General features: G+C 58.1%; 25 protein-coding genes. 9 read left to right on the plus strand and 16 right to left on the minus strand.

The features are described 5' to 3' along the window. The first annotated feature begins 169 nt into the window (after positions 1 to 169). The 4 genes from BMZ67_RS16750 to BMZ67_RS16765 are packed head-to-tail and all read left to right on the plus strand — an operon-like array spanning position 170 to position 4516. Complete coding sequence (locus BMZ67_RS16750; protein ID WP_092025921.1) at positions 170 to 955, plus strand: DUF3348 family protein; 786 nt, start codon at positions 170 to 172, stop codon at positions 953 to 955. Beyond that, complete coding sequence (locus BMZ67_RS16755; protein ID WP_092025924.1) at positions 952 to 3243, plus strand: DUF802 domain-containing protein; 2292 nt, start codon at positions 952 to 954, stop codon at positions 3241 to 3243. The genes BMZ67_RS16750 and BMZ67_RS16755 overlap by 4 nt, the downstream gene beginning before the upstream one ends. 12 nt (positions 3244 to 3255) lie before the next feature. Then, on the plus strand, positions 3256 to 3897 hold the full coding sequence (locus tag BMZ67_RS16760) for an OmpA family protein (protein ID WP_092025927.1): 642 nt from the start codon (positions 3256 to 3258) through the stop codon (positions 3895 to 3897). Continuing rightward, entirely contained in the window at positions 3890 to 4516 is a 627-nt protein-coding gene (locus tag BMZ67_RS16765; protein ID WP_175481956.1) for a DUF2894 domain-containing protein, read from the plus strand. The genes BMZ67_RS16760 and BMZ67_RS16765 overlap by 8 nt, the downstream gene beginning before the upstream one ends. Before the next feature lie 3 nt (positions 4517 to 4519). Here the strand turns inward: BMZ67_RS16765 and trhA are convergent, their stop codons facing one another. Next, a complete protein-coding gene (gene trhA, locus BMZ67_RS16770) occupies positions 4520 to 5179 on the minus strand; it encodes a PAQR family membrane homeostasis protein TrhA (protein WP_175481957.1) in 660 nt (219 codons plus the stop codon). Positions 5180 to 5582: 403 nt separating this feature from the next. On the opposite strand from trhA, the gene BMZ67_RS16775 reads away from it, so the two are divergent. Beyond that, positions 5583 to 6773 carry an RtcB family protein gene (locus BMZ67_RS16775; protein WP_092025932.1) on the plus strand — a complete coding sequence of 397 codons (1191 nt, stop codon included), beginning with the start codon at positions 5583 to 5585 and terminating at the stop codon, positions 6771 to 6773. Positions 6774 to 6784: 11 nt separating this feature from the next. Further along, positions 6785 to 7045, plus strand: coding sequence for a hypothetical protein (locus BMZ67_RS16780; RefSeq protein ID WP_139214394.1), 261 nt, complete (start codon positions 6785 to 6787; stop codon positions 7043 to 7045). Here the strand turns inward: BMZ67_RS16780 and BMZ67_RS16785 are convergent. The 5 genes from BMZ67_RS16785 to BMZ67_RS16805 all read right to left on the minus strand — a co-directional run bounded on the left by BMZ67_RS16785 (position 6994) and on the right by BMZ67_RS16805 (position 13203). Beyond that, positions 6994 to 7614: a DUF1326 domain-containing protein gene (locus BMZ67_RS16785; protein WP_175481958.1), complete on the minus strand. Its 621-nt coding sequence runs from the start codon at positions 7612 to 7614 to the stop codon at positions 6994 to 6996. The genes BMZ67_RS16780 and BMZ67_RS16785 overlap by 52 nt on opposite strands. Before the next feature lie 141 nt (positions 7615 to 7755). Next, the gene (locus tag BMZ67_RS16790) at positions 7756 to 8442 is read right to left on the minus strand and encodes a DUF4336 domain-containing protein (protein ID WP_092025940.1); all 687 of its coding nucleotides are present in this window, start codon (positions 8440 to 8442) and stop codon (positions 7756 to 7758) included. Between the two features lie 105 nt (positions 8443 to 8547). Beyond that, positions 8548 to 9501 (minus strand): homocysteine S-methyltransferase family protein, encoded by a 954-nt coding sequence (locus BMZ67_RS16795; RefSeq protein WP_092025943.1) that lies wholly within the window; start codon positions 9499 to 9501, stop codon positions 8548 to 8550. A 60-nt stretch (positions 9502 to 9561) separates the two neighbouring features. Further along, the gene (locus BMZ67_RS16800) at positions 9562 to 9972 is read right to left on the minus strand and encodes a hypothetical protein (protein WP_217642515.1); all 411 of its coding nucleotides are present in this window, start codon (positions 9970 to 9972) and stop codon (positions 9562 to 9564) included. A 12-nt stretch (positions 9973 to 9984) separates the two neighbouring features. Beyond that, positions 9985 to 13203 (minus strand): type I restriction endonuclease subunit R, encoded by a 3219-nt coding sequence (locus tag BMZ67_RS16805; RefSeq protein ID WP_092025947.1) that lies wholly within the window; start codon positions 13201 to 13203, stop codon positions 9985 to 9987. Positions 13204 to 13401: 198 nt separating this feature from the next. Between BMZ67_RS16805 and BMZ67_RS16810 the strand changes: the two genes are divergently transcribed. After that, complete coding sequence (locus tag BMZ67_RS16810; RefSeq protein WP_092025950.1) at positions 13402 to 13662, plus strand: hypothetical protein; 261 nt, start codon at positions 13402 to 13404, stop codon at positions 13660 to 13662. Positions 13663 to 13703: 41 nt separating this feature from the next. Here BMZ67_RS16810 and BMZ67_RS16815 read toward each other — a convergent pair whose 3' ends face one another. From BMZ67_RS16815 to BMZ67_RS16845, 7 genes are all read right to left on the minus strand, one after another. Continuing rightward, positions 13704 to 14093, minus strand: coding sequence for a type II toxin-antitoxin system YafO family toxin (locus tag BMZ67_RS16815; protein WP_217642516.1), 390 nt, complete (start codon positions 14091 to 14093; stop codon positions 13704 to 13706). Between the two features lie 2 nt (positions 14094 to 14095). Next, entirely contained in the window at positions 14096 to 14398 is a 303-nt protein-coding gene (gene yafN, locus BMZ67_RS16820; protein WP_092025957.1) for a type I toxin-antitoxin system antitoxin YafN, read from the minus strand. A 132-nt stretch (positions 14399 to 14530) separates the two neighbouring features. Beyond that, positions 14531 to 15076 carry a DUF6933 domain-containing protein gene (locus BMZ67_RS16825; RefSeq protein WP_092025960.1) on the minus strand — a complete coding sequence of 182 codons (546 nt, stop codon included), beginning with the start codon at positions 15074 to 15076 and terminating at the stop codon, positions 14531 to 14533. Positions 15077 to 15326: 250 nt separating this feature from the next. After that, positions 15327 to 16247, minus strand: a complete 921-nt coding sequence (locus BMZ67_RS16830; RefSeq protein ID WP_175481959.1) for a hypothetical protein — start codon at positions 16245 to 16247, stop codon at positions 15327 to 15329. Then, complete coding sequence (locus BMZ67_RS16835) at positions 16240 to 16824, minus strand: DUF6932 family protein (protein WP_092025966.1); 585 nt, start codon at positions 16822 to 16824, stop codon at positions 16240 to 16242. Before BMZ67_RS16835 ends, BMZ67_RS16830 begins: the two co-directional genes overlap by 8 nt. 95 nt (positions 16825 to 16919) lie before the next feature. Continuing rightward, complete coding sequence (locus tag BMZ67_RS16840; RefSeq protein WP_092025969.1) at positions 16920 to 18239, minus strand: restriction endonuclease subunit S; 1320 nt, start codon at positions 18237 to 18239, stop codon at positions 16920 to 16922. Then, a complete protein-coding gene (locus BMZ67_RS16845) occupies positions 18229 to 19803 on the minus strand; it encodes a type I restriction-modification system subunit M (protein WP_092025972.1) in 1575 nt (524 codons plus the stop codon). The genes BMZ67_RS16840 and BMZ67_RS16845 overlap by 11 nt, the downstream gene beginning before the upstream one ends. A 136-nt stretch (positions 19804 to 19939) precedes the next feature. Between BMZ67_RS16845 and BMZ67_RS16850 the strand changes: the two genes are divergently transcribed. Beyond that, positions 19940 to 20602 (plus strand): HAD family hydrolase, encoded by a 663-nt coding sequence (locus BMZ67_RS16850; protein WP_092025976.1) that lies wholly within the window; start codon positions 19940 to 19942, stop codon positions 20600 to 20602. Further along, complete coding sequence (locus tag BMZ67_RS18630) at positions 20599 to 20775, plus strand: hypothetical protein (RefSeq protein WP_175481960.1); 177 nt, start codon at positions 20599 to 20601, stop codon at positions 20773 to 20775. The genes BMZ67_RS16850 and BMZ67_RS18630 overlap by 4 nt, the downstream gene beginning before the upstream one ends. Here the strand turns inward: BMZ67_RS18630 and BMZ67_RS16855 are convergent. Genes BMZ67_RS16855 through BMZ67_RS16865 form a run of 3 tightly spaced genes read right to left on the minus strand, consistent with a single transcriptional unit; the run spans position 20752 to position 24514 of the window. Then, a complete protein-coding gene (locus BMZ67_RS16855; protein ID WP_092025979.1) occupies positions 20752 to 21657 on the minus strand; it encodes an EamA family transporter in 906 nt (301 codons plus the stop codon). The two genes, BMZ67_RS18630 and BMZ67_RS16855, sit on opposite strands and share 24 nt — an antisense overlap. A gap of 22 nt (positions 21658 to 21679) precedes the next feature. After that, positions 21680 to 23398 carry a putative 2-aminoethylphosphonate ABC transporter permease subunit gene (locus tag BMZ67_RS16860; protein ID WP_092025982.1) on the minus strand — a complete coding sequence of 573 codons (1719 nt, stop codon included), beginning with the start codon at positions 23396 to 23398 and terminating at the stop codon, positions 21680 to 21682. Between the two features lie 45 nt (positions 23399 to 23443). Next, positions 23444 to 24514, minus strand: coding sequence for a putative 2-aminoethylphosphonate ABC transporter ATP-binding protein (locus tag BMZ67_RS16865; protein ID WP_092025985.1), 1071 nt, complete (start codon positions 24512 to 24514; stop codon positions 23444 to 23446). Positions 24515 to 24670 lie beyond the last annotated feature (156 nt).

The raw sequence follows: 24670 nt of genomic DNA on the forward strand, positions 1-24670 counted from the left end.
AACAACCTCCCAAGATGAAAGAATAGTTTCAATCGTTTAACGATGACGGTGCGATAACGGCCCGGAAGTGAATGTCATCGTTACCCGTTAACGATTAGAATAGGCCCCTTTCGTTATTGCCTCCGGCCCGGGAATCTCCCGGGCCGGCGCGTTATTCAGGGGCCGCCAGATGACAATTGCCCGGACAATTCCCCAAGCCGCCCCACACAGTGCCCGACTGGTGCAACTGGTGTCGGCTCTCGGCCAGACAGCCACTACCGATAGCCACGCTTGTTTTGCTGAGCGGCTCGGGCGCCTGTTTGGCCTGGCGGACACCATGGAACTGGACAGTGCCATCGGATTTCGCGCCAAGGGTCCTTTTGAAGCCGACTCTGAAAAGGCCGACAAGCTCAGGTCCGACCTGGTAACCACCCGCAGCAAGCTGATGGAAAGAGTGCGCCAGAGCTTCACCGCCTCGCCCTCCGACACCATGCCCAGTCTGCCACCTCTGGATCAGGACCTGGAGGAAGCGGGCAACGTACCGCCGGAGCGTGCAACGTACCTGAACTTTTACTTGGCGCGACAGCGGGAGCTGGCCGCCGGCACACGTCAGCTGCGCACCCGCATCCGCACCGCCATAGCGACCACGGGCCCGGCAATGGCCCATCTGGCGCAATTGGATACCGTGTTTGATCACACCCTGGCCGGTTACACCAGCCAGGGTTTCGCCACACTGCCGACGGTACTCGAAAAACGCTTCGACGCCCTCTGGCAAAGCCGGCAACAGATGAATTTCGACCAGCAAGACCATGACCCGGCTCACTCCCCCGCACAGGGTTGGACCAAGCCCGGCGGCTGGCTCCACCAGTACTGCAATGAAATGCAGATGTTGTTACTCGCTGAACTGGATGTTCGGCTGGAGCCCGCCATCGGTTTGCTGGAGGCATACACCAACGAGGTAAGCAACACCCCATGACACGCCTTCTTTTTCTCCTGACCTTCCTGCTCGGCGCTGGCGTCGTTGGCTGGATCGGGCTGGGTTTTCGTGAATCGGACCCGATCGCCCTGACCGTGACCCTGCTCATCGGTGCGGTTTACGGCTTCGGGTTTCTGGAGCTGATGCACTTTCGCCGTACCACCGGCCAGCTCGACACCGGTCTGAACACCCTGCCACAAACCCGGGAGCAACTCGGCGACTGGATCGCCAGACTGCCCCCGTCTTTGCAGAACGCAGTACGTCGTCGGGTTGAAGGCGCCCCCATCGCCCTGCCCGGCCCCATGCTGACCCCCTACCTCACCGGGCTTCTGGTCATGCTGGGGCTGCTCGGCACTTTTGTCGGCATGATTGTGACCCTCGACGGCGCCGCCACCGCCCTTAACGGCAGCAGCGAACTGAGCGCCATTCGCAGCGCCCTGGCGGCACCGATTCAGGGCCTGAGCCTGGCCTTTGGCACGTCCATTGCCGGCGTTGCTGCTTCGGCAATGCTGGGACTTGCAGCAACCCTCAGCCGCCGCGACCGCACCGTCGTATCCCGCACACTTGAAAACAAGGTACGCCAGGAACTGCACCACCTGTCCCTGAACCATCAACGGGAACAGGCCTTCACCGCCCTTCAGACACAATCACAGACGCTCCCGGAGCTGGTCACCGCCATGCAGGCCATGACCAGCCGACTGGAACAGATGAGCGAGCAACTAACCGGCACCCTGACCCGCAACCAGGACGACTTCCACACCGCAGTGTCCGCCCAGTACCAGCAACTGGCGGAGTCGGTGGCGCAATCCCTGCAGGACACCCTGCGCGACAGCAGCCGCCTGGCAGCCGAAGGCCTTACGCCCATCATGGAGCAGGCCATGGCCCAGCTTGGCGAGCAGGCTGGCCACACCCACCAGCAACTGACCGACATTACCGAGCGCCAGCTAAGCACCCTGGCACAACAGTTCCAGCACACCACGGAACAGGCGGCCACGCATTGGCAACAGGGTCTGGCTGAACAGAACCAGGCCAGCCAGGCGTTTGCCGACGACATCAGGCAGGCGCTTCAGACTCACAACGCGGATTTCCGTGACGGTGCCCAACAGGTTCTCGAACAGCTCGCCAACACACAGCAACAGCTCACCGAGCAAACCGGCAAGCAACTGGCCGACATCAACCAGCAGTTCAGCGCCACCACAGAGCGTGCCGCCAGCAGCTGGCACAACGGCCTGTCAGAACACCAGAAAGTCAGCGCCGAGCTGGCGAAAGAGGTGGGCGAGTCCCTCAAGAGCCATCGCGAGGAGATCCGTGATGAGGCCCGGCAAATGCTGGAACACGCAGGCGAGGTTCACCAGCAGCTGACCGACCGTACCGGAGAGCAGCTCGCACAGCTCAGCAACGAGTTCCGAGCCACCACGGAGCAGGCTGCCAATAGCTGGCACCATGGCCTCGCCGAGCACCAGAAAAGCAGCGCCGACCTGGTCCGTGACATCAGCGCGTCACTCACATCGCATAATGAGTCGTTCCAGACCACAACCCAGAGCCTGCTGAACGGCCAGCAACATGGCCTTGAGGCACTGACCGAGGCCATACGCCAGCAGCTGGGCAACCTGAACGATGAAGAACGCAGGCGTGGCGAAGCGGCGGTGCAGAGGCTGGCAGAGCTGGAAGCGACTGTCGCCAGCCACCTCACCCAGCTTGGCACGGCCCTCGAAGCCCCAATGACCCGGCTGATCGAAACCGCATCGGAAACTCCCAAGGCGGCCGCCGACGTCATTACACAACTGCGTCAGGAAATGGCCCGCAACGCCGAGCGGGACAACGAGCTCCTCAGCGAGCGTCACCGCATCATGAGCGAGCTGGATGCCCTGCTCAACAGCCAGCGTGATGCTGCGGCAGCGCAGCGCGAGGCCATCGAGACCTTGATCCGCTCCACCAGCGAAACCCTCAGTGGCGTCAGTGACACCTTCTCCGCCCAGGTCAGCGAACAGAATGCCCGGCTTGCCGATGTAGCCGATGAGGTGACCGGCAGTGCCCAGGAAGTGGCCAGCCTGAGCGATGCCTTCAGCCTCGCCGTGACGCTGTTCACCGAATCCAATGACAAGCTCCTGGCCAGCCTGACCCAGGTTGAACGTTCACTGGAAGCCTCCGCCACCCGCAGCGATGAGCAACTGGCCTATTACGTTGAGCAGGCCCGCGAGGTCATCGAGTTAAGCATGACATCGCAGAAAGACGTCATTGATGCGCTCGGTGCTCTCCGCGGCCAGCCAGCCGCCGTCACGAGCTAAGGAGCGCAACGGATGGAGGAGCTTCACGACGTTGACGGCCAGGCAACACCGGTCTGGGCCATTTTCTCTGACCTGATGGCCGCACTGGTCGGCATCCTGGTACTCGTGCTGGTGTGGGTAATTGGTGTCCAGCTCGAACTGAGCCAGTCCCTGGAACAGGAAAAACAGGCCCGCCTGGCGGAAGAACAGCGGCGCATGGCCCTTGAGCAGGCGCTGGCCGACCCGCTGGCCAGTGGCCGTATCACCTTCCGTGACGGCCGGATCGGCATCAGCGGCAACGTCCTGTTCGGACTCAATTCCGACCAGTTGCAGCCCGAAGGCAGCGAACTTCTGCAATCACTGGTGGCGCCCTTGCAGGTATACCTGAGCCAGCACGATGAACTGCTGATGGTCAGCGGCTTTACCGATGACCTGCCAATCCGGCGTGGCAACGGCCGCTACGACGACAACTGGGGGCTATCCGCACAACGGGCACTGACCGTCACCCGAACCCTGATCGAACAGGGAATGCCGGAAAACAGAGTGTTCGCCGCCGCCTTTGGTCCCAACCATCCGGCAGTTCCCAATGCCGATGAACAATCCCGGGCCCAGAACCGTCGGGTCGAAATCAGCACGGTGCCGCGCCTTTCCCAGGAGAGCATGGCCAGTGAGTGACGGCCTCATTCAGGAGCAGGCCCGCCGCCTGGATCAACTCAAAGCCCAGGGCGCCGACGGCTACGACCCAGTCCGGTTCTGCTACCTGACTTCCCTGACCCAGCGCCTTCAGGGCCGGCCCCGGGTGAACCAGAACGTAGCCGACCGGCTGACCGGTGCCATCGATGAGTTTGAGACCCGCTTCACCGAGTCCCAAACCCGCGCCCGGAAACCGAAAGCGGAGGCACAGGACTCCACCCCGGACCAGACCGGACCGACCCCGTTAGCGGCACTGCTGCATGTGTTGAGGGCGCCGGACGAGACAGCCAGCGCTGACGAGATTCCTGCAGGAGGCTCTTGGCAGGTGCCGGTCCCCGTAGGTTCACTCGCCGTCGCACCACCTCGCCGTGAGCTGAAAGCCCTTGGGGAGCTGCGGGCCTTACAGGCACGACAGACCATAGAACAGCTGATTGAGGATGCCATCGCACGCACACCAGCGGACGCCGGGCCCATGAACCCGCACCGGCTGGTGACCCGGGCGCTCAAGCAGATGCGCGCGCTGTCACCGGAGTATGCCCGCCACTTTGCGGGCTATGTCGATACCCTGCTTTGGCTGGAATACGTAGGGAAGAAAGCCTGAGCGTCACACAACGTCGGCAAACACCGCGATGTAGTGACAAACGCTTCCACCCAGGACAAACAGGTGCCAGATGGCATGCATGAACGGCACCCGGTCCAGCATGAAGAAGATCACCCCCACCGAATAGGAAATCCCACCGGCGATGATCATGTTCACGACAAATTCGGAGCTTTGGGCCAACAGCTCGTCATACGCCAGCACCATCAGCCACCCCATCACCAGATAGTTCAGCAAGTGGGCGGTTTCGTATTTTCGTGACTTGACGATCTTGAGCACGATCCCTACCACCGCGAACGTCCAGACCACCCCGAAAAGGCCCCAGCCCCAAGGGCCACGTATCGTCACCAGCAGAAACGGTGTATAGGTGCCCGCAATCAGCAGGTAGATTGAGCAATGGTCGAAGATATTGAGGAGTGTCTTTGCCTTAACGTGCTGAATACCGTGGTACAGCGCCGAAGCCGTGTACAGCAGAAACAGACAGCCGCCGTAGATGGATACGCTGACGATCTTCCAAGGATCACCATCCAGGCTGGCCAGGGTAATCAACAACGTCGCAGCAGCCACCGCCATCAGTGCCCCAACGCCGTGGGTCAGCGAGTTCACCATCTCCTCGACGAAGGTTTGTTCCCTGACGACAACTTGTTCATTATTCGGATCAGACATCGTGAACCCTCCACTTCCTTTATTCATACCCCGTTCGTGTGTCAGTTCCATGATCCATTGGTTGAGTATGGCCTACTTTTTCGCTGATCACATAACAACCAGCTTGGCAAACCGGATAAACCGGCGTAAGCTTGCCCCCCAATTAATCACACACCCTGCGGCATGGCCGTCGGGTACAACGTCAAGGGAGGAAATCATGTCACAACTCAAGCAGGTATCCAGTAACTGATACTGCCTTCCTCCCTATCGGCTGGAAGGCATTAAGGTCTTCCGGCGCAGTGATATGCAGAACGCATAGAAACCCTGGTGGACCCTGTTCATCAGGGTTTTTTCGTTTCAGGCGGTTAGCTATCCCCTCAAACGGGCTGCGTCGGCACTTAAGTTTTATGAGAAGGAATTCGTTATGCCGATTCGGACAACGATCAACAAAGGCAGGGTGCCGGTCAAAATTTACACCGACCAGGTGGAATACGGCGCCCTCAACCAGCTGGCCAATATTGCCCAGCTACCCATCGTCCATAGCCACATCGCGGCCATGCCGGATGTACACATGGGCATTGGCGCCACGGTAGGCTCGGTCATCCCGACCCTCGGAGCCATCATCCCCGCAGCGGTTGGCGTGGATATTGGCTGTGGCATGAACGCGGTTCGGCTGACCCTCAAGGCCAGCCAGCTGCCAGAGAGCCTGCGCAGAATCCGCAGCGCCATCGAAGCCGCGGTGCCGGTGGGCTTTGACATGCACAGCCGCCCCAGCATCCAGCGCAAGTCGGTGGCCCAGCTGGACGCTGTGCTGGATGAAATTCTGGGCAAACACCCGGGACTGACCAAGATGCAAAAGCCGCAGGTTTGGGCGAAGCAGCTTGGCACCCTCGGTGGCGGCAACCACTTCATCGAGCTGTGCATCGATGAAAGCCAGGATGTGTGGATCATGCTGCACTCCGGCAGCCGGGGCATTGGCAACGTCATCGGGCGCTACTTCATCAGCCTGGCGAAGAAGGATGCTCAACGCCACCAACTGCATTTGCCGGACAAGGATCTGGCCTACTTCTCGGAAGGGGCAGATCACTTTGACGACTATGTGCAGGCGGTGGAATGGGCCCAGGAATACGCCCTGGTCAATCGTCGCGAGATGATGCGGCTGGTAGTGGAGGCCATCCGCCCTCACCTGCCAGAGTTCCAAGTGAGCAAGGAGGCCATCAACTGCCACCACAATTACGTGGTGCGGGAGACCCACTTCGGTGAACAGGTGTTCCTGACCCGCAAGGGGGCGATTGCCGCTGGCAAGGATCAGCTCGGGATTATTCCGGGGAGCATGGGGGCCAAGTCCTTCATCGTCCGGGGCAAGGGCAATGCCGAGTCGTTCTGTTCCTGCTCGCACGGTGCCGGACGGATCATGAGCCGCACCCAGGCCAAACGGCAGTTCAACCGTGCCGACATGGAAGCCCAGACTCAGGGCGTGGAGTGTCGGAAAGACAAGGGCGTGCTGGACGAAATTCCGGGCGCCTACAAAGACATTGATGAAGTCATGGCCAACCAGAGCGATCTGGTGGAAGTCGTGCACACCCTTAAACAAGTCGTGTGTGTTAAAGGTTAAGGAGAAAAGTTATGGCTAAAGGACCAAAACCGATGCGTAACTGGGCCGCGTGCGACCCGCTGATGCGCAAGGGCGGCGCCCATCAGGACGCCAAACTCACCCACCGTCCGCGCCTGGACAGACGTCAGGCGCTGGATGAATTTGAAGACTGGCAGGATGAGCTGTCAGACCGGGAGCAACCGGAACACCGCGAAGGGCCGAAAGGCCCTTCTTTTTTGCCTCACCCGACACAACCATCCTCGGTAAACTTCACCCTGGCCACCGCACCATAGCGGTCGGCGTAGCTGGCCAGCAGGTCTTCATCCCGCCACCACCAGCGTTTGGCGTTGGTCATTAACCCCTGTTTGTACTCGATGCCGTGGGGCAGCCCAAGCTCCGGACGAATGATGGTGCCATCGGGGTAGCTCAGCAACTCGCTCTCGGCCTCACCGAACCCTTCGATACTGACCTTGCCGGTACCGTCCTTGAATTCAAACTCAATGGGCACGATTTTGGTGGGCAGCCAGTTTGTCACCAGTTCGGCACCAAACAATCCGAAAATTCCGCCCCCGGCCTTGCCAGTACCAATGGCGGCCAGGGCTTTCTGCTGGGCCTCGCTGGCTCGCGAATCGATATAGGCACAGGCAACACCACCGCCCTCCTCTACCGGTCCGGGAAATTTGTAGTACAGGGCAAACCGGGTTCCATCCAACGGCACATCATCAAACTGCCCTTTGAGCACATTCCACACGCCCCACCCCATGCAACGTCCCTCGGAGGGGCGGGCGTTGAAGTTACAGGGGCATCCCCAGTCACAATTGCAGGCCGTAAAATAATCGGCCTCGAAGCTCCACTTGCTCATAGCGTCACCTCCTGGCGGCATGCTCCGCTCAGTTACCCCAAAGTTTAACCGTTGCAAACGGTGCAGCTAAGACGGATGGGGCCTAAGGCCCTTAACTGAAAGAAGATCAGGCAGTAAAGACCAAGACCGCAGGAGATCGGTCTACAACAACCAGCTGAATGAGCGCTTCAGGAAGTCAACACCGCCGTCTTCCACCACTTCGCCGTGGGCCATAACCACTGACCTGGGGCTCCAGCTGAGAATGCGGAGCATGTGTCGCCGGGCTTCACGCTTACCAAACAGGAAACTGAGTCGCCAATCCAGTGGCGTCTTGCCGTTGGGGGCAACAATCCCAACCGCACGGGCCATGACCCGCTGCCAGGGGCTGAGCTTCTCCGGCGCGAAGTTCTCCACCAGATCGGTCAGGATCAGGGTGCTGGATGGCTTGTGGAAAAACACACACTCTTCCATCGCACTGGAGCCGGTAAACAGCAGCTGATCAATGTCCCCGGTCCACGGGAAATAATCTCCGGCATTCAGCTCGCCGCTGAATTTCAGGTCCGGGCGCTTGCGGATCAGCTCTTCGGTGCCAAACAGCGCCGCTCTCGGATAGACCTGCTGCCAGTCCGCCAGAAACAGGTGGTGCAATGCGTTCGGGGCCACCAGATAGGCAACCGGTCCCATGGCATCAAGCTCCAGTCGTAACCCCGGAGTCAGCGCTACCGGGCTGTGAATCCACAGTTGCCCGGAGGCCAGCCGAACCACCGTCATTCGGGTGGAGTAAGGCATCCCGCAGAAAGACACCGTTCCACCGTCGAAAATCCAGATTCCCTGTCCCAATGATTTCATGAACGATCCCTTGCCGTCTGGGCAACATGGTTAATCAGAACTCCGCCACTTCCCTGTTACAACGCCACGGCAATGGCCAAGGTTCCCTTAACGTAACAAGAGCGCTCAGGCATTGGATGACTTAGCCCCGGCCACATTTCGGGCAATTTCTTCAAGATGGGTTTCCCAGGTTCCACAACAGCCGCCCCACATATCGATATGGGGATAACGCCGGGCCAGGCTGCCCATCAGCTGCCCCAGCTCGACCGGGTCCCCCTCCTCCAGGTGTCCCAGTTTGCACAGCGAAATCTTGTCCATCTTGGCCGCATTGGGGCGCAGGCTACGGATGCGCTGGATCCAGTCACCGGGCTCAAGTGCCGGTTCGAACTCGACAGGATGGGAACAGTTGATGCCGTAGCAGCCTGGCCTGGCGACACCGGTTGACCGGTCCACCGACTCAATCGCATCCTTCAAGCTGGGGCCCGAATTCAGCCGGTGGCGGCTGTCGAGGGTAAACGACAGGCAAAGCGGAAGCCCTTCGCGGGCCGCAGCACGGGCAACGCCAACAGCTTCCGGCACATTATTGAACGTCGCCCCCCAGACCATATCGACACCGGCCGCCTTCAGGGTGGCCATCTGGATGGCATGATAGTCTTCCGCCTCCGCTTCGGTAATCGACCGGTTCAGGGCATAGGCATCCCCTCTCGGCCCAACCACCCCGGCGATCCGAATGTCCGGAAGCTGGCTCTGGTAGGGCTTGGCCACGTCGCGCAGGAACCCGATGCAGCGGTGCTGCATATCCGCCAGGCCCTGGGGTGAATAACCCAGCAGCTCGCCCCAATCCGGACTGGCCCGGTAATCCAGACCACTCACCAGCGCGCCAAACCCATGCCGGGCAGCAGTATCCAGATAGCGTTGGTACATGCCGGTCAGCGCATCCACAGCCGCGGGGTTATCCAGCAGCGGAAACATGGCAAAGTGCGGCAACTCGAAACCGAACTTGTACATGATTTCGGTCTCAGCGCCGCCTTCGGTGAGATAGAGCGCGCCCTCAGGCTGATTCGGAAACAGCGGTGTCATGGGATTTCCCCGCTCAGTTTCCTTCAAGATAGTTCAACCTCAGGGGATGTCACGGTGGTCTCAGCGGGTATAAAGCCAGGCCACCAACCGTGGCGCTATCAGGGACACCAGCAACACCAGAACAAACAGATCGCCCCTGAGCACATTGAAGGTCTGCAGCAACTCCGGCCAGGACTTCCCAGCCACGTAGTGGCCAAAGCCAAACTCGAACAGCAGTGTCATTACCACCCATTGGATGCCGATCAGCCAGTAGGGGCCTGCCAGCCAACGAAAGCAGACAAACGTCACGATCAAAACGATCAACGCCAGTGCAACACCACTCACAGGCAGCGCCAACCGAGCCCCCAGCAGCGGTTGCAGGATAGCTTCCCTCAAGAAGCCATTGAGTACCGCCAACACGGCGATCAAGAGCCAAACGGCAGCGTTATTCCAGTACGGGTTCATCTTGGCAGTATAGTGAGTGTCAGGCACCACCGGGGCACATCAAAGGCGGTTCGCCTTAAAATTCTCCGCCTGCACAAAAATCTCCTTGTAAACCTCATCCCGGTCTACTGGCGGATAACCATGCTTGGCCAGCACCAGGATCAGGCCCACCTTCAACTCCGCCTTGATGTCTTCACGCTGGTTCCAGTCGGTGTATTTCACCTTGTCGTCCACCACCACTTTCACTGCTTTGGCCAGATCCAGCAGTTTGTCGTCCGGGTAGGTGAAATCGTATTTGATGGCCAGATCACGAAGGATGTCGTAGAACGCTTTCTCTTCGAGATCGATTCCCAGGTCCGCAAACGATCCCCGTTCATTCTTCAGAGCACGAATCAGGTCAATAATCTCGTCGGAGAAGTCTTCCAGGACGTTGCTGACCAGCACATCGTCTTCTTTACGCTCGTTATATCGCTCCACCAGGGCCCTGAACTGTTTGGAGAAATCCACACCCCGGGCGCGGTTTACTTTCTTGAAGTCCTCAATGGCCTTCGCCAGCAATTGCTGTAGCAACTTGATCTTGGTATTGGGCAGTTTGATCTTCTCGATCTTGGCCAGGTAGTCATCGTCAAAGATGTTGGTGGCTTCGGCAGTGTCCTCACCGAGTTTGAATATCTCCTCCACGCCATCGGCTTTCAGGGCTTCGGTGATCATCTCCCGCACTTTGGCATTCATCTGCGCGGTATCCGGCGCATTACCCTTGGTAAGTTTGAAGACGATGGAGCGCACCGCCAGGTAGAAGTGAATCCGGTCCCGCTCAACCTGGGAGACCCCTTCAGAGCCACTGCAAATGTCGTAAGCGGCCTTCAGACGTTTCACCATAGCCATAAAGCGTTTTTCAATCTTGTCGGTGACCTGCACATACTCCGCCGCACGATTCAGGCAATTGAGCTGCTCCAGCGCGCTGCCCTCAAAATACGGACGGGCATCGAACTTGTGGAACAGTTTGCCCAACAGGTCCAGGTGATCCTTGACCACGATAATCGACTGCTGGATCTCCTCGATGTTCTGCTGGTCTGCCTTGTTGTAGTGGGCCAGGGCCAGGTTCATCTGCTTCTTGATGCCGATGTAGTCCACCACCAGACCTTTCTGCTTGCCCTCGAACTTGCGGTTAACCCTGGAGATGGTCTGAATCAGGTTGTGACGCTGGATAGGCTTGTCGATGTAGATGGTATCGAGGAAGGGCACATCAAACCCGGTCAGCCACATATCCACCACAATGGCGATCTTGAAATTGGAGCGAGCATTCTTGAACTGCCGGTCCAGTTCCTTGCGATACTCCGCTGACCCCAGCATGTCGTAGAGCGCCTTGGGGTCGTCCTTGCCCCGGGTCATGATCATCTTCACCCGCTCCATGGGTTTGATTTCTTTCTTCTCCTGTTCCGTCAGCTTGGCGCCATCTTCGGCGCTCAGCACCTCGTTCCACTGGGGCCGTAGCGCCACCACCTGTTGCCAGAAGTCGTAGGCCATCTGGCGGCTACTGCATACGAACAGGGCCTTGCCCTTCACCGTTGCGCCTTCATCCAGGCGCTGCTCGTAGTGCTGGACAAAATCCGCCGCCAGTGCCCGAATCCGGTCCGGGTCGCCGAGAATCATGTTCATGTTGGCGCTGGCTTTCTTGCTCTCTTCAATCTGGTAATCGCTGGCGCCGTCGTCCGCACACTGGTCGTAGTAGGCTTCGATTTCCTTGAGTTTATCGTTATCCAGCACCACTTTCGCCGCACGGCCTTCGTAAACGATAGGCACGGTGATCTCATCCTTCACCGATTCGGTCATGGTGTAGCTGTCCACCACCTCACCGAACACATCCAGAGTGGCGTCAATGGGAGTGCCGGTGAAGCCCACAAAGGTGGCGTTGGGCAGGGAATCGTGCAGGTACTTGGCGAAGCCAAAGGTGCGTTTGACACCCTTCTCCGTCACTCGCACCTTCTGGTCCAGGTTCACCTGGCTGCGGTGGGCCTCGTCGGAGATACAGATGACGTTATCGCGGTCGGTCAGCAGTTCGGTGTCTTCGGTGAACTTGTGGATGGTGGTCAGGAACACCCCGCCGCTGGTTCGGCCTTTCAGCTGCTGCCGCAGGTCGTCCCGGCTCTCGACACTGATCACCGTCTGGTCACCGATGTACGCTTTGGCGTTGGTGAACTGGGCGGAGAGCTGGTCGTCCAGGTCGGTACGGTCGGTGATCAACACAATAGTGGGGCTTTCGAAGTCCACGCTTTTCATCAGCAACCGGCTGAGGAACAGCATGGTAAAACTCTTGCCACAGCCAGTCGCACCAAAATACGTGCCGCCCTTACCATCGCCTTCAGGCTTTCGGTGAGCCTTGATGTTCTCGAACAATTTGCGGGCGGCGTAGAACTGGGGATAGCGGCAAACGATCTTGTCTTCCCGATGGGACTTGTCCGGGAAATAGACAAAGTGGCGGATCACTTCTCGCAGCCGGCACTTATCGAACAGCCCCTGGATCATGGTATGCAGCGCATTGATGCCATCCTGATCAATGGCCTCGTCGCCGGTTACCTTGCGCCAGGTGTAGAAGTACTCGTAAGGAGCAAACAGGGAACCCATACGAGAATTCACCCCATCACTGATCACGCACAGGGCGTTGAACTTCATCAGTTCCGGGATATCCCGGGCGTAGCGGGTGGTGAGCTGCACGTAGGCGTCATGAATCGTGGCCTCTTCCCGGATCGCACTCTTGAACTCGAACACCACCAGCGGCAGGCCGTTGATGTAGAGAATGGCATCGGGGATGCGCTTTTCCAGGCCTTCAATTTCCATCTGGTTGACCAGCCGGTAGCGATTCTTGGCTGCGTTGAAGGCCTCGCCATCATCAGCAATCACTGTCTGAAGTTCATCGGCTGAGGGTTGCCGTTGCTCCGGCAAGTCGCTGTAATCCAACAGCTGGATATACAAATCTTTCTGATTGGGGTCTTCCCGCTTTAGCAGGAAGCCATCAGCCACCATCTTGTGGATGGCGCGGTTGGAGCCATAGAGGTCTGCAGAGGGAAGCTTGTCCAGCTTATTGATGACCGCTGTGATTTCGCCATCGGTAATACCGTCACTTTTATAACGGACTGCCAAATAGCTGGCCAGGTCGTCTTTCAGCAACACCTCCGAGGGCTGGCGCGAGAGTGTCACACCAGAGCTATGGGGATAACCTCGTTCCCCAAGCAGCGCAATGATGGCTTGTTCCAGCCTTTCCTCAGTGAACTTTGACATGCGGCGTCCCTACTGCAAATGATGGTGTTCCAATTGGGCAGTCGATGAATCGATGTTAACTGATTTTATACAGGTTTTGCTGAGTATATGTCTTCTTTGTCGGCAGGTATCTTGTACCAAAAATCATAATCGACAATTGCCAGGTAGCAATCGCGCATACAAACTATCCATAGCTAGCCAAGAGGGGAATCATAAGCAATGACGAACGAGTTTAAATTTACGCTTACGTTTGCGATTCCAGAAGCCCTTGAGCCAGAGAAACTGGAAGAGCGCCTATTTGAAGCCGGCTGCAACGACGCGATTCTCGGCCTGGGTCAAGAAGGACGACTCGCCCTGAACTTTACCCGCGAAGCCAGCTCTGCCGAAGCCGCCATGGCCAGTGCCCTGAAAGACGTACGCAAGGCCATACCGGAGGCTCGTCCACAGCTCTCTGGACATGCGAATGGAATACTAAAATAGGATGGGGCAAGGAGTGGTGCCGACCCAGTAAAGGCTAAAGCCTAATAGATACTACGGAAGCGCTCCGCCACCTTGCCAACCTGATACATAACATTGTTGTCCCGGGCAAGGTCATGGGCGTTTGGTTTGAGGATGGCGATCAACAAATAGTGGTCATCGTTCATCGCACCCTGACAATAGAGTAGATGGCAGTCACTGGTCATCTGAAACTGCATGGCACGTATCGGCCAGTCGGACTCAGCTTCTTTCAGGTGAATATGCTGAACCTCTTCGTCTCGAATTATCTTGAGGGTGACATCACTGTCGTAAGGTACATCGCGTCCAAAACTATCGGGGCGCCGCCCGGTCGACTTGTATTCCCTGAAATCTTCTACCAGTTCCTTTAGCTGTCCTTCCGGCACTGCACCATCAATAATTTTGGACGTGAACACCGCTACCACTTGGTGAATTCCTCCAGATTCTCAGGCTTGGCATCCTTCAGCGCTGCTGCACTGCTTTTACAGTACTCAGCCAACTCGGCGCCAGACGGACGGAAGCGACCGCGAAAAGCCCGGGCTTCCTCCCTGTCTCCAATCAGCCTCATCATCTCCTCAAAGAGCTCTGCACCAATCACGTAGCCAGCGGGTTTGTTGTGGCTCAAAACCGCAATGGGTTGATCGCCAAAGTATTGCGCAGGATTATTGCGCAACGCAGAGATGCTTACGGATTTCTCCGCCAAGATGGCGTGAGTTTCCATAACGAAACCTCTCTTAATAATCTTGATAGTTTTAGATCAAACTAATGCACAATATTTTGTGCATATTTATGCCAAATATAATGCTAGCCTTCTATTTTGTCAAAGTAACGGACCAGAGCACAGGAGGAGCGCTTACCTTCCCAGCAATTCCAACATCGCCTTTTTCGGCCAGATAAATCCCTTACCCTTCACCGTACACGGTCGCTCCGCCAGCCAGACGCCGGTGCTGTAGGGCGCCAGGTCGGTAATCGACAGGTTGTCGTACCAGACCTGGTGTTCCAGATCCTGCTTCATCTGGTTCATCGTGCCCTGCACGGAGCGGTCGCACTCCGTGTCACACACCAACGGCCCGAGCGCACCCGCAGCGACCTCCATCTGAGCGTCATTGGCCCCCGCCTTGAGCAGGGTGTTCATCAGGGCATCCTGAAACCACCAGTCCAGATCGGCAAAATCCGGTTTGGTCAGGCAGGTGGCCAGCACCGGGAACCGGGTGGCGTCGTGGATAAACAGCACACAGTTGCGGCGCTGGATGGTGAGCAGGTTGGCGTGCCAGCCACTGAGCAGGCTCTCGGCCTCGTCGTTGGCGGCGAGGGGCAGTGGCCGCTTGCCGTTCAGCCTGCCGGCGCTGGTCAGTGGGAGTTTGGCGAGGAGCTTTTTGGTGCAGCGGAGGTGGATCATCAATTAGCCGACGTCATGCCAGTATCTGGGATTAGGGTCCTTATTGCTTTTGGATTGTGGTGTCCAGTTTTCCATCGGCTCAAGTCCCTCTCGAACATGAGCTGTCGCAAATTTTGCGACAGCTGGGCTCAGCACCACTCAGTCGTGCCCCACTTTACCAAAATCATCGTGCTCACTCGCCCCTCGGTTCCAGTTGCGATGAAATGAGGTATCACTTACCTTTCAGCAGGTTATGAGCTTCTAAACAAGGTTATGGCATTAATGGTGAAATATCCGCTAGTGCCGACAGCGTGTAACGTGGTTGCCCTCGGCCGACCTGCATGATTTTCAGCGTTACTTTCACAGGCTTATGCAACCACTCCCGGTTCAGCACATCCGCATCATCGACAGTCTGATCGACCTTGCCTCGAACCAGCGTGCCGTCTTTCGCACAACTGAACTCAAACGTCCTGCCCGCTGGAAGTACACCCTGAAATTCCCCTTCAAAGGTTTCCGTGGACTCCCGGATATTGTCCTCCTTCAACCGCAAACTGGAGGACTTGAGCTGATCGAAGTTCTGGTAACTGAAGGCATGTTCACCGAACTCGAGAGCGCACCAGGCTTGTTGCTGTACCAGCAAGTCGAGGAAGTCATGAACCTTTTTGACAGAGCGGGGATGGATTTCATCGATCAACTCAGCCACGTCGTCGTCACTGCCGATTGCCGCCAACCGGAATAACGATTCGATCTTCTCCATGGCATCCGCCGACTGGGCCAACTCCGGAAACAGACTGGACTCCTGAGACGGCAGCTCAAATTCAAACCCGAACGAGCCAATGGCGGTGCCGGTGATCAGCAGTTGATGTTTGTCTTTATTGGGTAAGGGGCCGATGTGCTTGAGATTCTCGGCCAGCCCTGCGGCAACTGCAACAAAGGCATCCGAGAAAGCGCCAGCGGCTTTGGCACCGAAGTCTGCGGCTATCCCGTAGCTTCCCAGTACCGGCTTGCCCCGAAAGGTCAACTTCGCTTTCTTTTCCATGGACGGCTTGGGGGTGCGTTCCAGTGCGGATTTCACCGACTCGAGCCGAGCCTCAAGACTCATTCGCTCAATGACATTTTCTTCCGGAATCTCCGCAAGCATGGATTCGAGTTGCCAGGCTTCGGAACTCAGAGAGGTATAGTTGTTACCCATGGTCCAAACCTCCTTTGGCGAGCAGTACCTGCGTTGCGGCAGCGTCCTGATCCGGGGCCAGGCTCACTTGCACGAAGCCTTTCCAGAGACCGTCCCGGCGATGGGACCACAGGCTGTACCAATAGGAAATCTGCTTGACCATGGGTGAACTCAGCGGCTGTCCCAGAATTGAAAAGTACGCATCTACATTATAAACCTGCTTGAGGCGTGAGTGATCAAACAGGGTTTGGGCACGGCCTGCCAACGACCCTTGCGTTTCCCCGGCAGGAAGATAAAAAAACGTCACCACATCCACATCCCGTGGCGCCCGCCCTTCCGTCACCTCGACCTGTTCCATGAAACTGCCATCCAGCCACTGGAAGCCCTGCACCACACCGGCTTGATGTAGTGCCTGCCGAAAATCCAGCAGGCCCGAGAGAATGGCGCGACGTTCGGGTGTGGTTCCCAACTGCTCACAAAACTGAGCCAGTTCGACCTGATAGGGCGAACGGTCAGCACTGGTTCCGTCCGCGCCAGGCCGGATGGGCGGTACAATACCGACACTCGTCCAGCCAGGTATGGGTTGTTGCAAGGTCATCCAAAAATCCTTTTTCGGTGATTAATTATTTGTTGGAAACAGACTAATACGCAGCCCGAGGTTTGGAAAGTCGGCCATACAGCCCGCGGGGCATGTCACAGCACCTCCGCCACCTGCCGTTCCGCCTCCGGCACCCGGAGTTCGCCTGAGAGGAGTTTGGGGAGGAGAGTGTCGCGGAGGCTGCCAAGCGCGCTGCTTTCATCTCGCAACGCCTTACAACGGGCGAAGATAGCCTCGACCTGATTGGAGTAGTGACCAAGAGCTTCTTCTGGTGGAACAACCAACTTCGTCGCGTAAACAACATTCCGGTTAACACCGGGAACAGCCGAATCAGCTCCCATTGACTTTATGTCAACCAGCTTTAGGGCTTGGAATACCCAATGAAGTGGAAGGTGTGATTTGTTGGCCACGTGAAAAACGGTATCGATTGGAAAACAGTCTTCTTCCACCCAATACAACGAGCCAACAGTACCCTTTCTTCCAACAATAATGCTAGGCCCCTGAACAAGCGAGGCATTGTGATATCCCGACAGTCCACCTGAACCATACACAGGGACGCTTCCTTCAATCCTTTTGGTCGCAGGTAACGATTTGCCATACGCGAGCTCGATCAAATTGCCTATAGGCTCAACCCCCCACCCCTCCGGCACCCACCCCAACGCCTCGGTAAACACAAACCGATCCGGAAACTGATTGCGAATGGACTCGGGCAGCGGCTGGCGCTGGTCGCCCAGGGCGGCCCTGGCCTGGGCGCGGGCTTGCAGGGGGTCCGGAATGGGGTTGCCGGCGGCGAGGGCGTTGTCGATCACCGGGTCGAAATCCACAAACCAGCTTTTGAACAGGGCCTGGGCCATGGATTCTAGGGTGGTGTTGATTTGGCGGTTTAGGGTGATTTTGTCCTCTAGAGAGCCAAGAACTTGAGCAATTGCAGCTTGCTCGCCCAATGGGGGAACTACAATTGGAAGCTTTTTCAAATCAGCGCCAGTAATTCCCGCTACTGCGACTTGACGGAGAATTGAGCCAATCAAATGCCGACCGCGCGGGGAAAGAAAGAAATAATACAGATACTCAGAAAGCGCCTTTGCTTGGTCAGGCCTAGCCCGGATTATTGAAGACTCAAACGTTGTGCACTCTTTTATTTCTTTAACAATCGAACACTTACCAGCCCCTTCAGCAGTAAGCGATCTCCGGGCGAATAATAAATCCCCCGCCTTGAGCGTTGCTTTTTTGATTTCGTTCTCGGTTAATTCAACTCGTTTCATAGGCACATCGAAAAGTCTGGGGAATCCGAATAACTCCCCCATATTTACAATCTTTGCGCCTGATCCATGAAACTCCTTCTTTTTATAGATCCCGTTCCGCACGGGCTCCGACAATAGGTCCTCGAAAGGGACTTCCAGCCACTCACTCCCCATACCCAAGCCCCTCCAGATTCTCCCGAATCACCGCATCCAGTTTATCCCCTGCCGCCATCTGCCGGTACAGGGTCTGGGTCAGGTCCTTCATCTTTTCCTCGAAGGGGATGCCGTCGTCCTCAATCTCTGCCGCGCCCACGTATCGGCCGGGGGTGAGTACGTAGTCGTTGGCCTGGATGTCGTCACGGGTGACGGACTTGCAGTAGCCGGGCACGTCCTCGTAGTCGCCGTCTTTCGCTTCGCCCCGCCAGGCGTGGTAGGTGCGGGCGATGTGGGCGATGTCGTCGGCCGTAAGTTCCTTGTGGATGCGGCTGGTCATGGAGCCCATATTACGGGCGTCGATGAACAGGGTTTCGCCCTGGCGGTTGCGGTGGTTGCTGTCGTTGTGGCCGGGGATGGTCTGGGCCTGTTTGTTCTTGGTGAGGAACCACAGGCACACCGGAATCTGGGTGGTGTAGAACAGCTGGCCGGGCAGTGCGATCATGCAGTCCACCAGATCGTTCTCGATGATCTTCTGGCGAATGGCGCCCTCACCCTTGGTGTTGGTGGACATGGAACCGTTGGCCATGACAAAGCCCGCCGTGCCATGCTCGGAGAGCTTGGAGATCATGTGCAGAATCCAGGCGTAGTTGGCATTGCCCACCGGGGGCACTTCGTAGCCGGCCCAGCGTGGGTCGTCAGTGAGTTCGTCCGCCGTCCGCCACTGGTCCAGGTTGAACGGCGGGTTGGCCATGATGAAATCGGCCTTGAGGTCCGGGTGCTGATCCTTGAAGAAGCTGTCCGCCGGTACCTCGCCGAGGTTGCCGGCAATGCCCCGGATGGCCAGGTTCATCTTCGCCAGTTTGTAGGTGGTGGCGGTGTATTCCTGGCCGTAGATGGAGATGTCTTTCTGGTTGCCCTGATGGCTCTCCACGAACTTCACCGACTGCACGAACATCCCGCCGGAGCCGCAGCAGGGGTCGTAGATCTTGCCCTGGTAGGGCTCGATCATCTCGGCAATCAGGTTAACCACGCACTTGGGGGTATAGAACTCGCCCCCGCCCTTGCCTTCGGTGGCGGCGAACTTGCCGAGGAAGTATTCGTACACCCGGCCTACTACGTCCTGTTCACGGTCTTCTACCGTGTCGATGTTGTCGATGGAGTCGATCAACGCCGCCAGTTTGCTGACGTCGATGCCCAGGCGGGAGAAGTAGTTGTCCGGCAGCGCGCCGCGCAGGGATTTGTTGGTCTTCTCGACGGTGCTCAGGGCGGTGTCGATCTTCAGGGCAATGTCGTCCTGCTTGGCGTGCTTCTGGATATGGGACCAGCGAGCTTCTTCCGGCAGGTAGAAGACATTCTTCATGGCGTAGAACTCCACCATGCCCACATAATCGCCCTGGCCCTCGTCGATAAGTTCCTGCTTGCGTTCCTCGAACTTGTCGCTGACGAACTTGAGGAAGATCAGGCTGAGCACCACGTGCTTGTACTCGGAGGACTCAACCGTGCCCCGAAGCTTGTCGGCGGTGTCCCAGAGGGTTTGCTCGAAGCTTTTGGTGGACTTCTTGGCGGCGGGTGTTCTGGCCATAAACTGCCTTCTTATGGAGGTGCGAAAAGTTGAGGGGCATTGTTGCGTTTGCTGGAGAGTGGATCAAGCCCGGAGAACTGTCACACGCCGGTAATACACCTCCGCGACAATCTGGTGTATACCAAAGGAGTGAGACATGCTTGCCGTATTTGACCTGGATGAAACCCTGATTCGCGGAGACAGCTCTCAACTGTTTACCCACTTTCTGCGCGACCAGGGGATTGATAACACTGCCGATGTTGAGGCCAAGGATCAGGCCTTTATGGCCGCGTACCACGCCGGCGAACTGGACCTGGAAGATTATATGACCTTCAGCCTGGCACCCCTGAAAGGCTGGCGCCGGCCAGAGGTGACCGAACTGGTCGAGGAGTTTGTGAGCACCATCATCCAGCCACTGGTGCTGCCAACAGGCCGCGAGCGGGTGGAGTGGCACAAAGGCCAGGGGCATGAGGTGCTGATTATTTCCGCCACCGGCGAGCACCTGGTGTCTCCCATTGCCGCAACCCTGGGTATTGGCGAGGGCATTGGTGTCCAGCTGGAGTGGCAGGATGACACCCTTACCGGCGCCATCGGCCAACGCCGGCCATTCCGCGATGGCAAGATCAATGCACTGCAACAATGGCTGTCCGGACGCGCGTCCACGCCCGAAAAAGTCTGGTTCTACTCAGACTCCCACAACGACCTGCCGTTGCTGAAGCATGTTGATCACCCGGTGGCCATGAACCCAGACCCGCAGCTGGCGTCCCATGCCCGCGCCCATCGCTGGCCAATCCTGATTGATGAGTCCGTAAGGGCATGACCCTGCGCTTTCTCAACCTCGCCCAGACTCACCTTCGCAGCGGGGCTTTCATCAAAGTGACGGCCCTGCGTGAGCGGTCGCCGGCTTCCCCGGAGCGAGCGGCCCGTCGCCGCCGCCCCGCGGGCCTTCCCATTGCCCTGTCCCCAGACCTACCCCAGCACCACCAGCAGTAGCCCGGCCAGAATGACCGCAACGCCCAGCAGTTTGGGCGGGTGCAGCTTCTCCCCAAGGAAATACCAGCCCATGGCCACACCCATAGGAATGCTGATCTGGCGGAAGGCCACCACGTAGCTGACATCCTCGACGTAAGCCATCGCCCACACCACCAGCGCATAGGTACCCAGCATCAGGGTTCCGGCGGCCATGGTACTCGGCCAACTGGCCCACATCCGCCGCCAATGCTGACGTTCCGCAGCCTGCAGGGACAACCCCAGACTGAGCCACAGCACCGTCGCCCCTGCCTGGAGGATGACAAACACCAGGGCCACTTCGCCGTCCAGCCAATGGCCTTGCAACAGGTCACGCATGTGTGACGTTGCGGCGTCATCAACGATGGAATAACCGGCGGTACTGGCAGCGGTCAACAGCGCAAACAGAGTGGCCAGGTTACGATAGTTGTTGAGACTGAAATCCCGGAACCGCTGCATCGGCAGCACCACACAACCGGCCACAATCATCACAATCCCAAACACCGCCGGGACGGTAATCCGTTCTGCAGTGCCAAGGAAGATTGCGCCCACCAGCAGGATCAGCAGTGGGGAGGAGCGAGCCAACGGATAAACCACCGACAGCTCACCATGACGATAGGCGGCGGCGAGGAAACTGAGGTAGGAAGCCTGAAACAGCCCACTCAGGGCCACCAGCCACCAGAGCCGGGCATCCAGCCCCACCAGCATTCCGGAGTACCAGACCAGCACCGGCAGGGTGATGACCACACTCCACAAGGTGCTGTGCCAGAAGAATGCGGCGCTGGGGCTGACTTTCTTGCCAAACAGATTCCAGCCCGCATGGGCCAGGGCTGAAATCAGGACAATGATAATTGCGGACAGGGTCATCGGGAGGCCCCGGGCTGCGGAATCACTCCGTGCCCTGACGCCAGGCCCGGGTGGAACGATCCACCCAGTAGCGTAACGCCCCCTGGATCAGCTTGGCACCAGCGCAGGTCACCGTGATCAGCACCGCCATCGCGGCCGCCGGAGCGATGTCGCCAGCTTCATCCATGCTCAACACCGCTACTGACGCCAGCTGCGAGTTCGGGCCGTACAGGAACACCACCGCCGAGACCGTGGTCATGGCATTCACGAACAGGTACAGCGCCACATCCAGGATTGCCGGCAGGCACAGCGGCAGAGTCACGGTGAACAGTACCCGCCAGCGGGACGCCTTGAGGGACTCGCCTACCGCCTCGAACTCTTTATCCAGCTGTTTCAGCGCCGTGACCGCCGTCAAATGAGACACCGCATAGAAATGGCTAACGGTACAGAGAATGAGGATCAGCAACGATCCATAGATCACGTTCAGCGGGTTGTCCGGGTGGTTGAAGAAGAAAATGTAGGACAGGCCCAGCACCAGCCCCGGCACCGCCAAAGGCAACAGCGACAGGAACTGGAAAGCACCGGACAACAGCTTCGGCTGGGGAGTACGCTCCATCAGCCAGGCATTGAAGAACACCAGGCCAGTACCCACCAGCATGGTGCCCAGCGCCATCTGCAGGCTGTTGATGTAGGCCCCCCAGCCACCGCCGTCCATGCGGCCAAACTGATAGTTATTGAGACTCAGGTCCAGGTTGTAGGGCCAAAACTTCACGAACGAGGCATACACAGCCATACCGATAATCGCGAGAATGAAGATCACGGTCGGGGTCAGCACCATCGCGCCAATGGCATCGCGCTTGCGGTCCACCCGGGGCTTATAGGGCACTGAACGGGCGGTAAAGCTGGCCGACTGCTTGCGTTGTACATAGCGGTCAGCGAAGAACGCCAGCATCGCCGGCAGCAGCAACAGGACACTGACCACAGCCCCCATCTCGAACTTCTGCTGGCCGATCACCTGCTTGTAGATATCCGTGGCCAGTACATCGAACTGGCCACCAATGACCTTGGGCACCCCGAAATCGGTAATCACCAGGGTAAAGACCACGAAAGCGGCACTCACCAGGCCGTAACGGGCCCCCGGCACCGTCACCGTCCAGAACGTCCGCCAGGCACTCGCCTTGAGCGCCGTTGCAGCTTCATAGTGACGGCCATCGGCGTTATCCATCGCCGTCAGCAGGATCATCAGCGCATGGGGAAAGGTCCAGAAACAGGAGCCCATGATAATACCGATAGGGCCATAGATTTCCGCGCCCATCAGCCAGTCCTTCAGGACACCCTGATTGCCGAACAGGTACACCAGACTGATCGCAGGCAACAGCGACGGCGCAAGGATCGGCAGCACCAGAACACCCCGGACCCACCCGGTCATTGGCAGCCGGGTACGGGTCAGTGCCCAGGCCGCCATGAACGCCAGCGACACCACGATGACGGTACTCAAACCGGCCACCCACAGGGAATTGAAGAACGCCGACTCGATACCGCCGGAACTGAGGTAACGGGCAAAGTTGTCTAAGCCGACAAACTCACCGGCCTTGTTCTCCACACTCTTCGAGAGCAGCGTATACAGGGGCGCCAGCACCAGCAGTGACAAAACGGCGCAGCCGGCCACCAGCAGGACAGAGAACAGCCAGCGGCCAGACAGTTTCTGGCGCAGCCCGGTCAGGGACCAGGCGCGGTTGGGGAGCACAGCGGAATCAATCATGAACGAGTTGTACCAAGGTAAATCAGGTTGCTGAAAACAGGACCGTCAGGCCGCAAAACAATGCAGCGCATCCGACGGCAGGTGCAGGCAGATCGAGCGCCCAACCACTAGGTCAAGCTGACGGGCCGAGCGTGGATCAACATCCACCACCAGGTCGAGTTCCACGTCAGACAGGCGAATCTGGGTACGGATAAAGGCGCCCAGGTAATCCATCGCTTCAACGCGACCTTCCCAGTCTCCATCACCGACCGGCATCAGGTGTACGTCTTCCGGACGGATCGCCAGGCGTACACTGTCCTGAACTTCTGGCATCGGGCGCACCAGTTCCAGTTCCCGGTTGCCGACCTTGACCCGCTGACCGTTGAGCGGGGCGCTGTCGATGAAGTTCATGGCGCCGATAAACTCCGCCACAAAAGCCGACTTCGGCTGCTGATAGATTTCCAGCGGCGTGCCCACCTGCTCAATAACGCCGTTATTCATCACTACCACCCGGTCTGCCATGGCCAGCGCTTCTTCCTGGTCATGGGTCACCAGGATGGTGGTCACGCCCAACTTTTTCTGCAGGTTACGAATCTCACTGCGCAGGTGATGGCGAACCTTGGCATCCAACGCCGACAGCGGCTCATCCAGCAGCAACAACCCCGGAGAAGGCGCCAACGCCCGCGCCAGTGCCACCCGCTGCTGTTGACCGCCGGACAACTGGGCCGGGTATTTCTTTGCGTGGTCGCTCAGACCAATCAGCTCCAGCAGCTCCGATACCCGCGCCTTGATCTGGGTCTTGCCCATACCGATGCTGCGCAGGCCGTAAGCAATGTTGTCGCACACCGTCATATTGGGAAACAGCGCGTAGGACTGGAACACAATGCCGAAATCCCGGTCTTTGGGCGGCTTGAGGGAGATGTCATCACTGCCCTGGAACAACTGGCCAGCGCTCTGCTGCTCCAGCCCGGCAATGATTCGCAGCAAGGTGGTTTTGCCACACCCCGATGGCCCGAGGAAGCACACCAGCTCACCGGGTTCGATGGTGAGATCAATGCTCTTTAGGGCAGTAAAATCGCCGAAATTCTTTTGAACTCCCTGGATTTCCAGGCGACTTCCTTGGGTTTGTTGGGTCATGGTAAAAACCTCACCGCGTTAAAAATTAGATGTATCTCGAAATCCAACGGTGGCCGATGGCTGGTCTTCCGTAGCAGCGGCATGGATGCCGCGGAGCCCCGCCAGGTACATGGATGTACCTTGAGGGGCAGCGAAGGAAGACCAGCCATCGGCCAC

It is taken from the genome of Marinobacter zhejiangensis (assembly GCF_900114775.1).
GTDB lineage: Bacteria > Pseudomonadota > Gammaproteobacteria > Pseudomonadales > Oleiphilaceae > Marinobacter > Marinobacter zhejiangensis.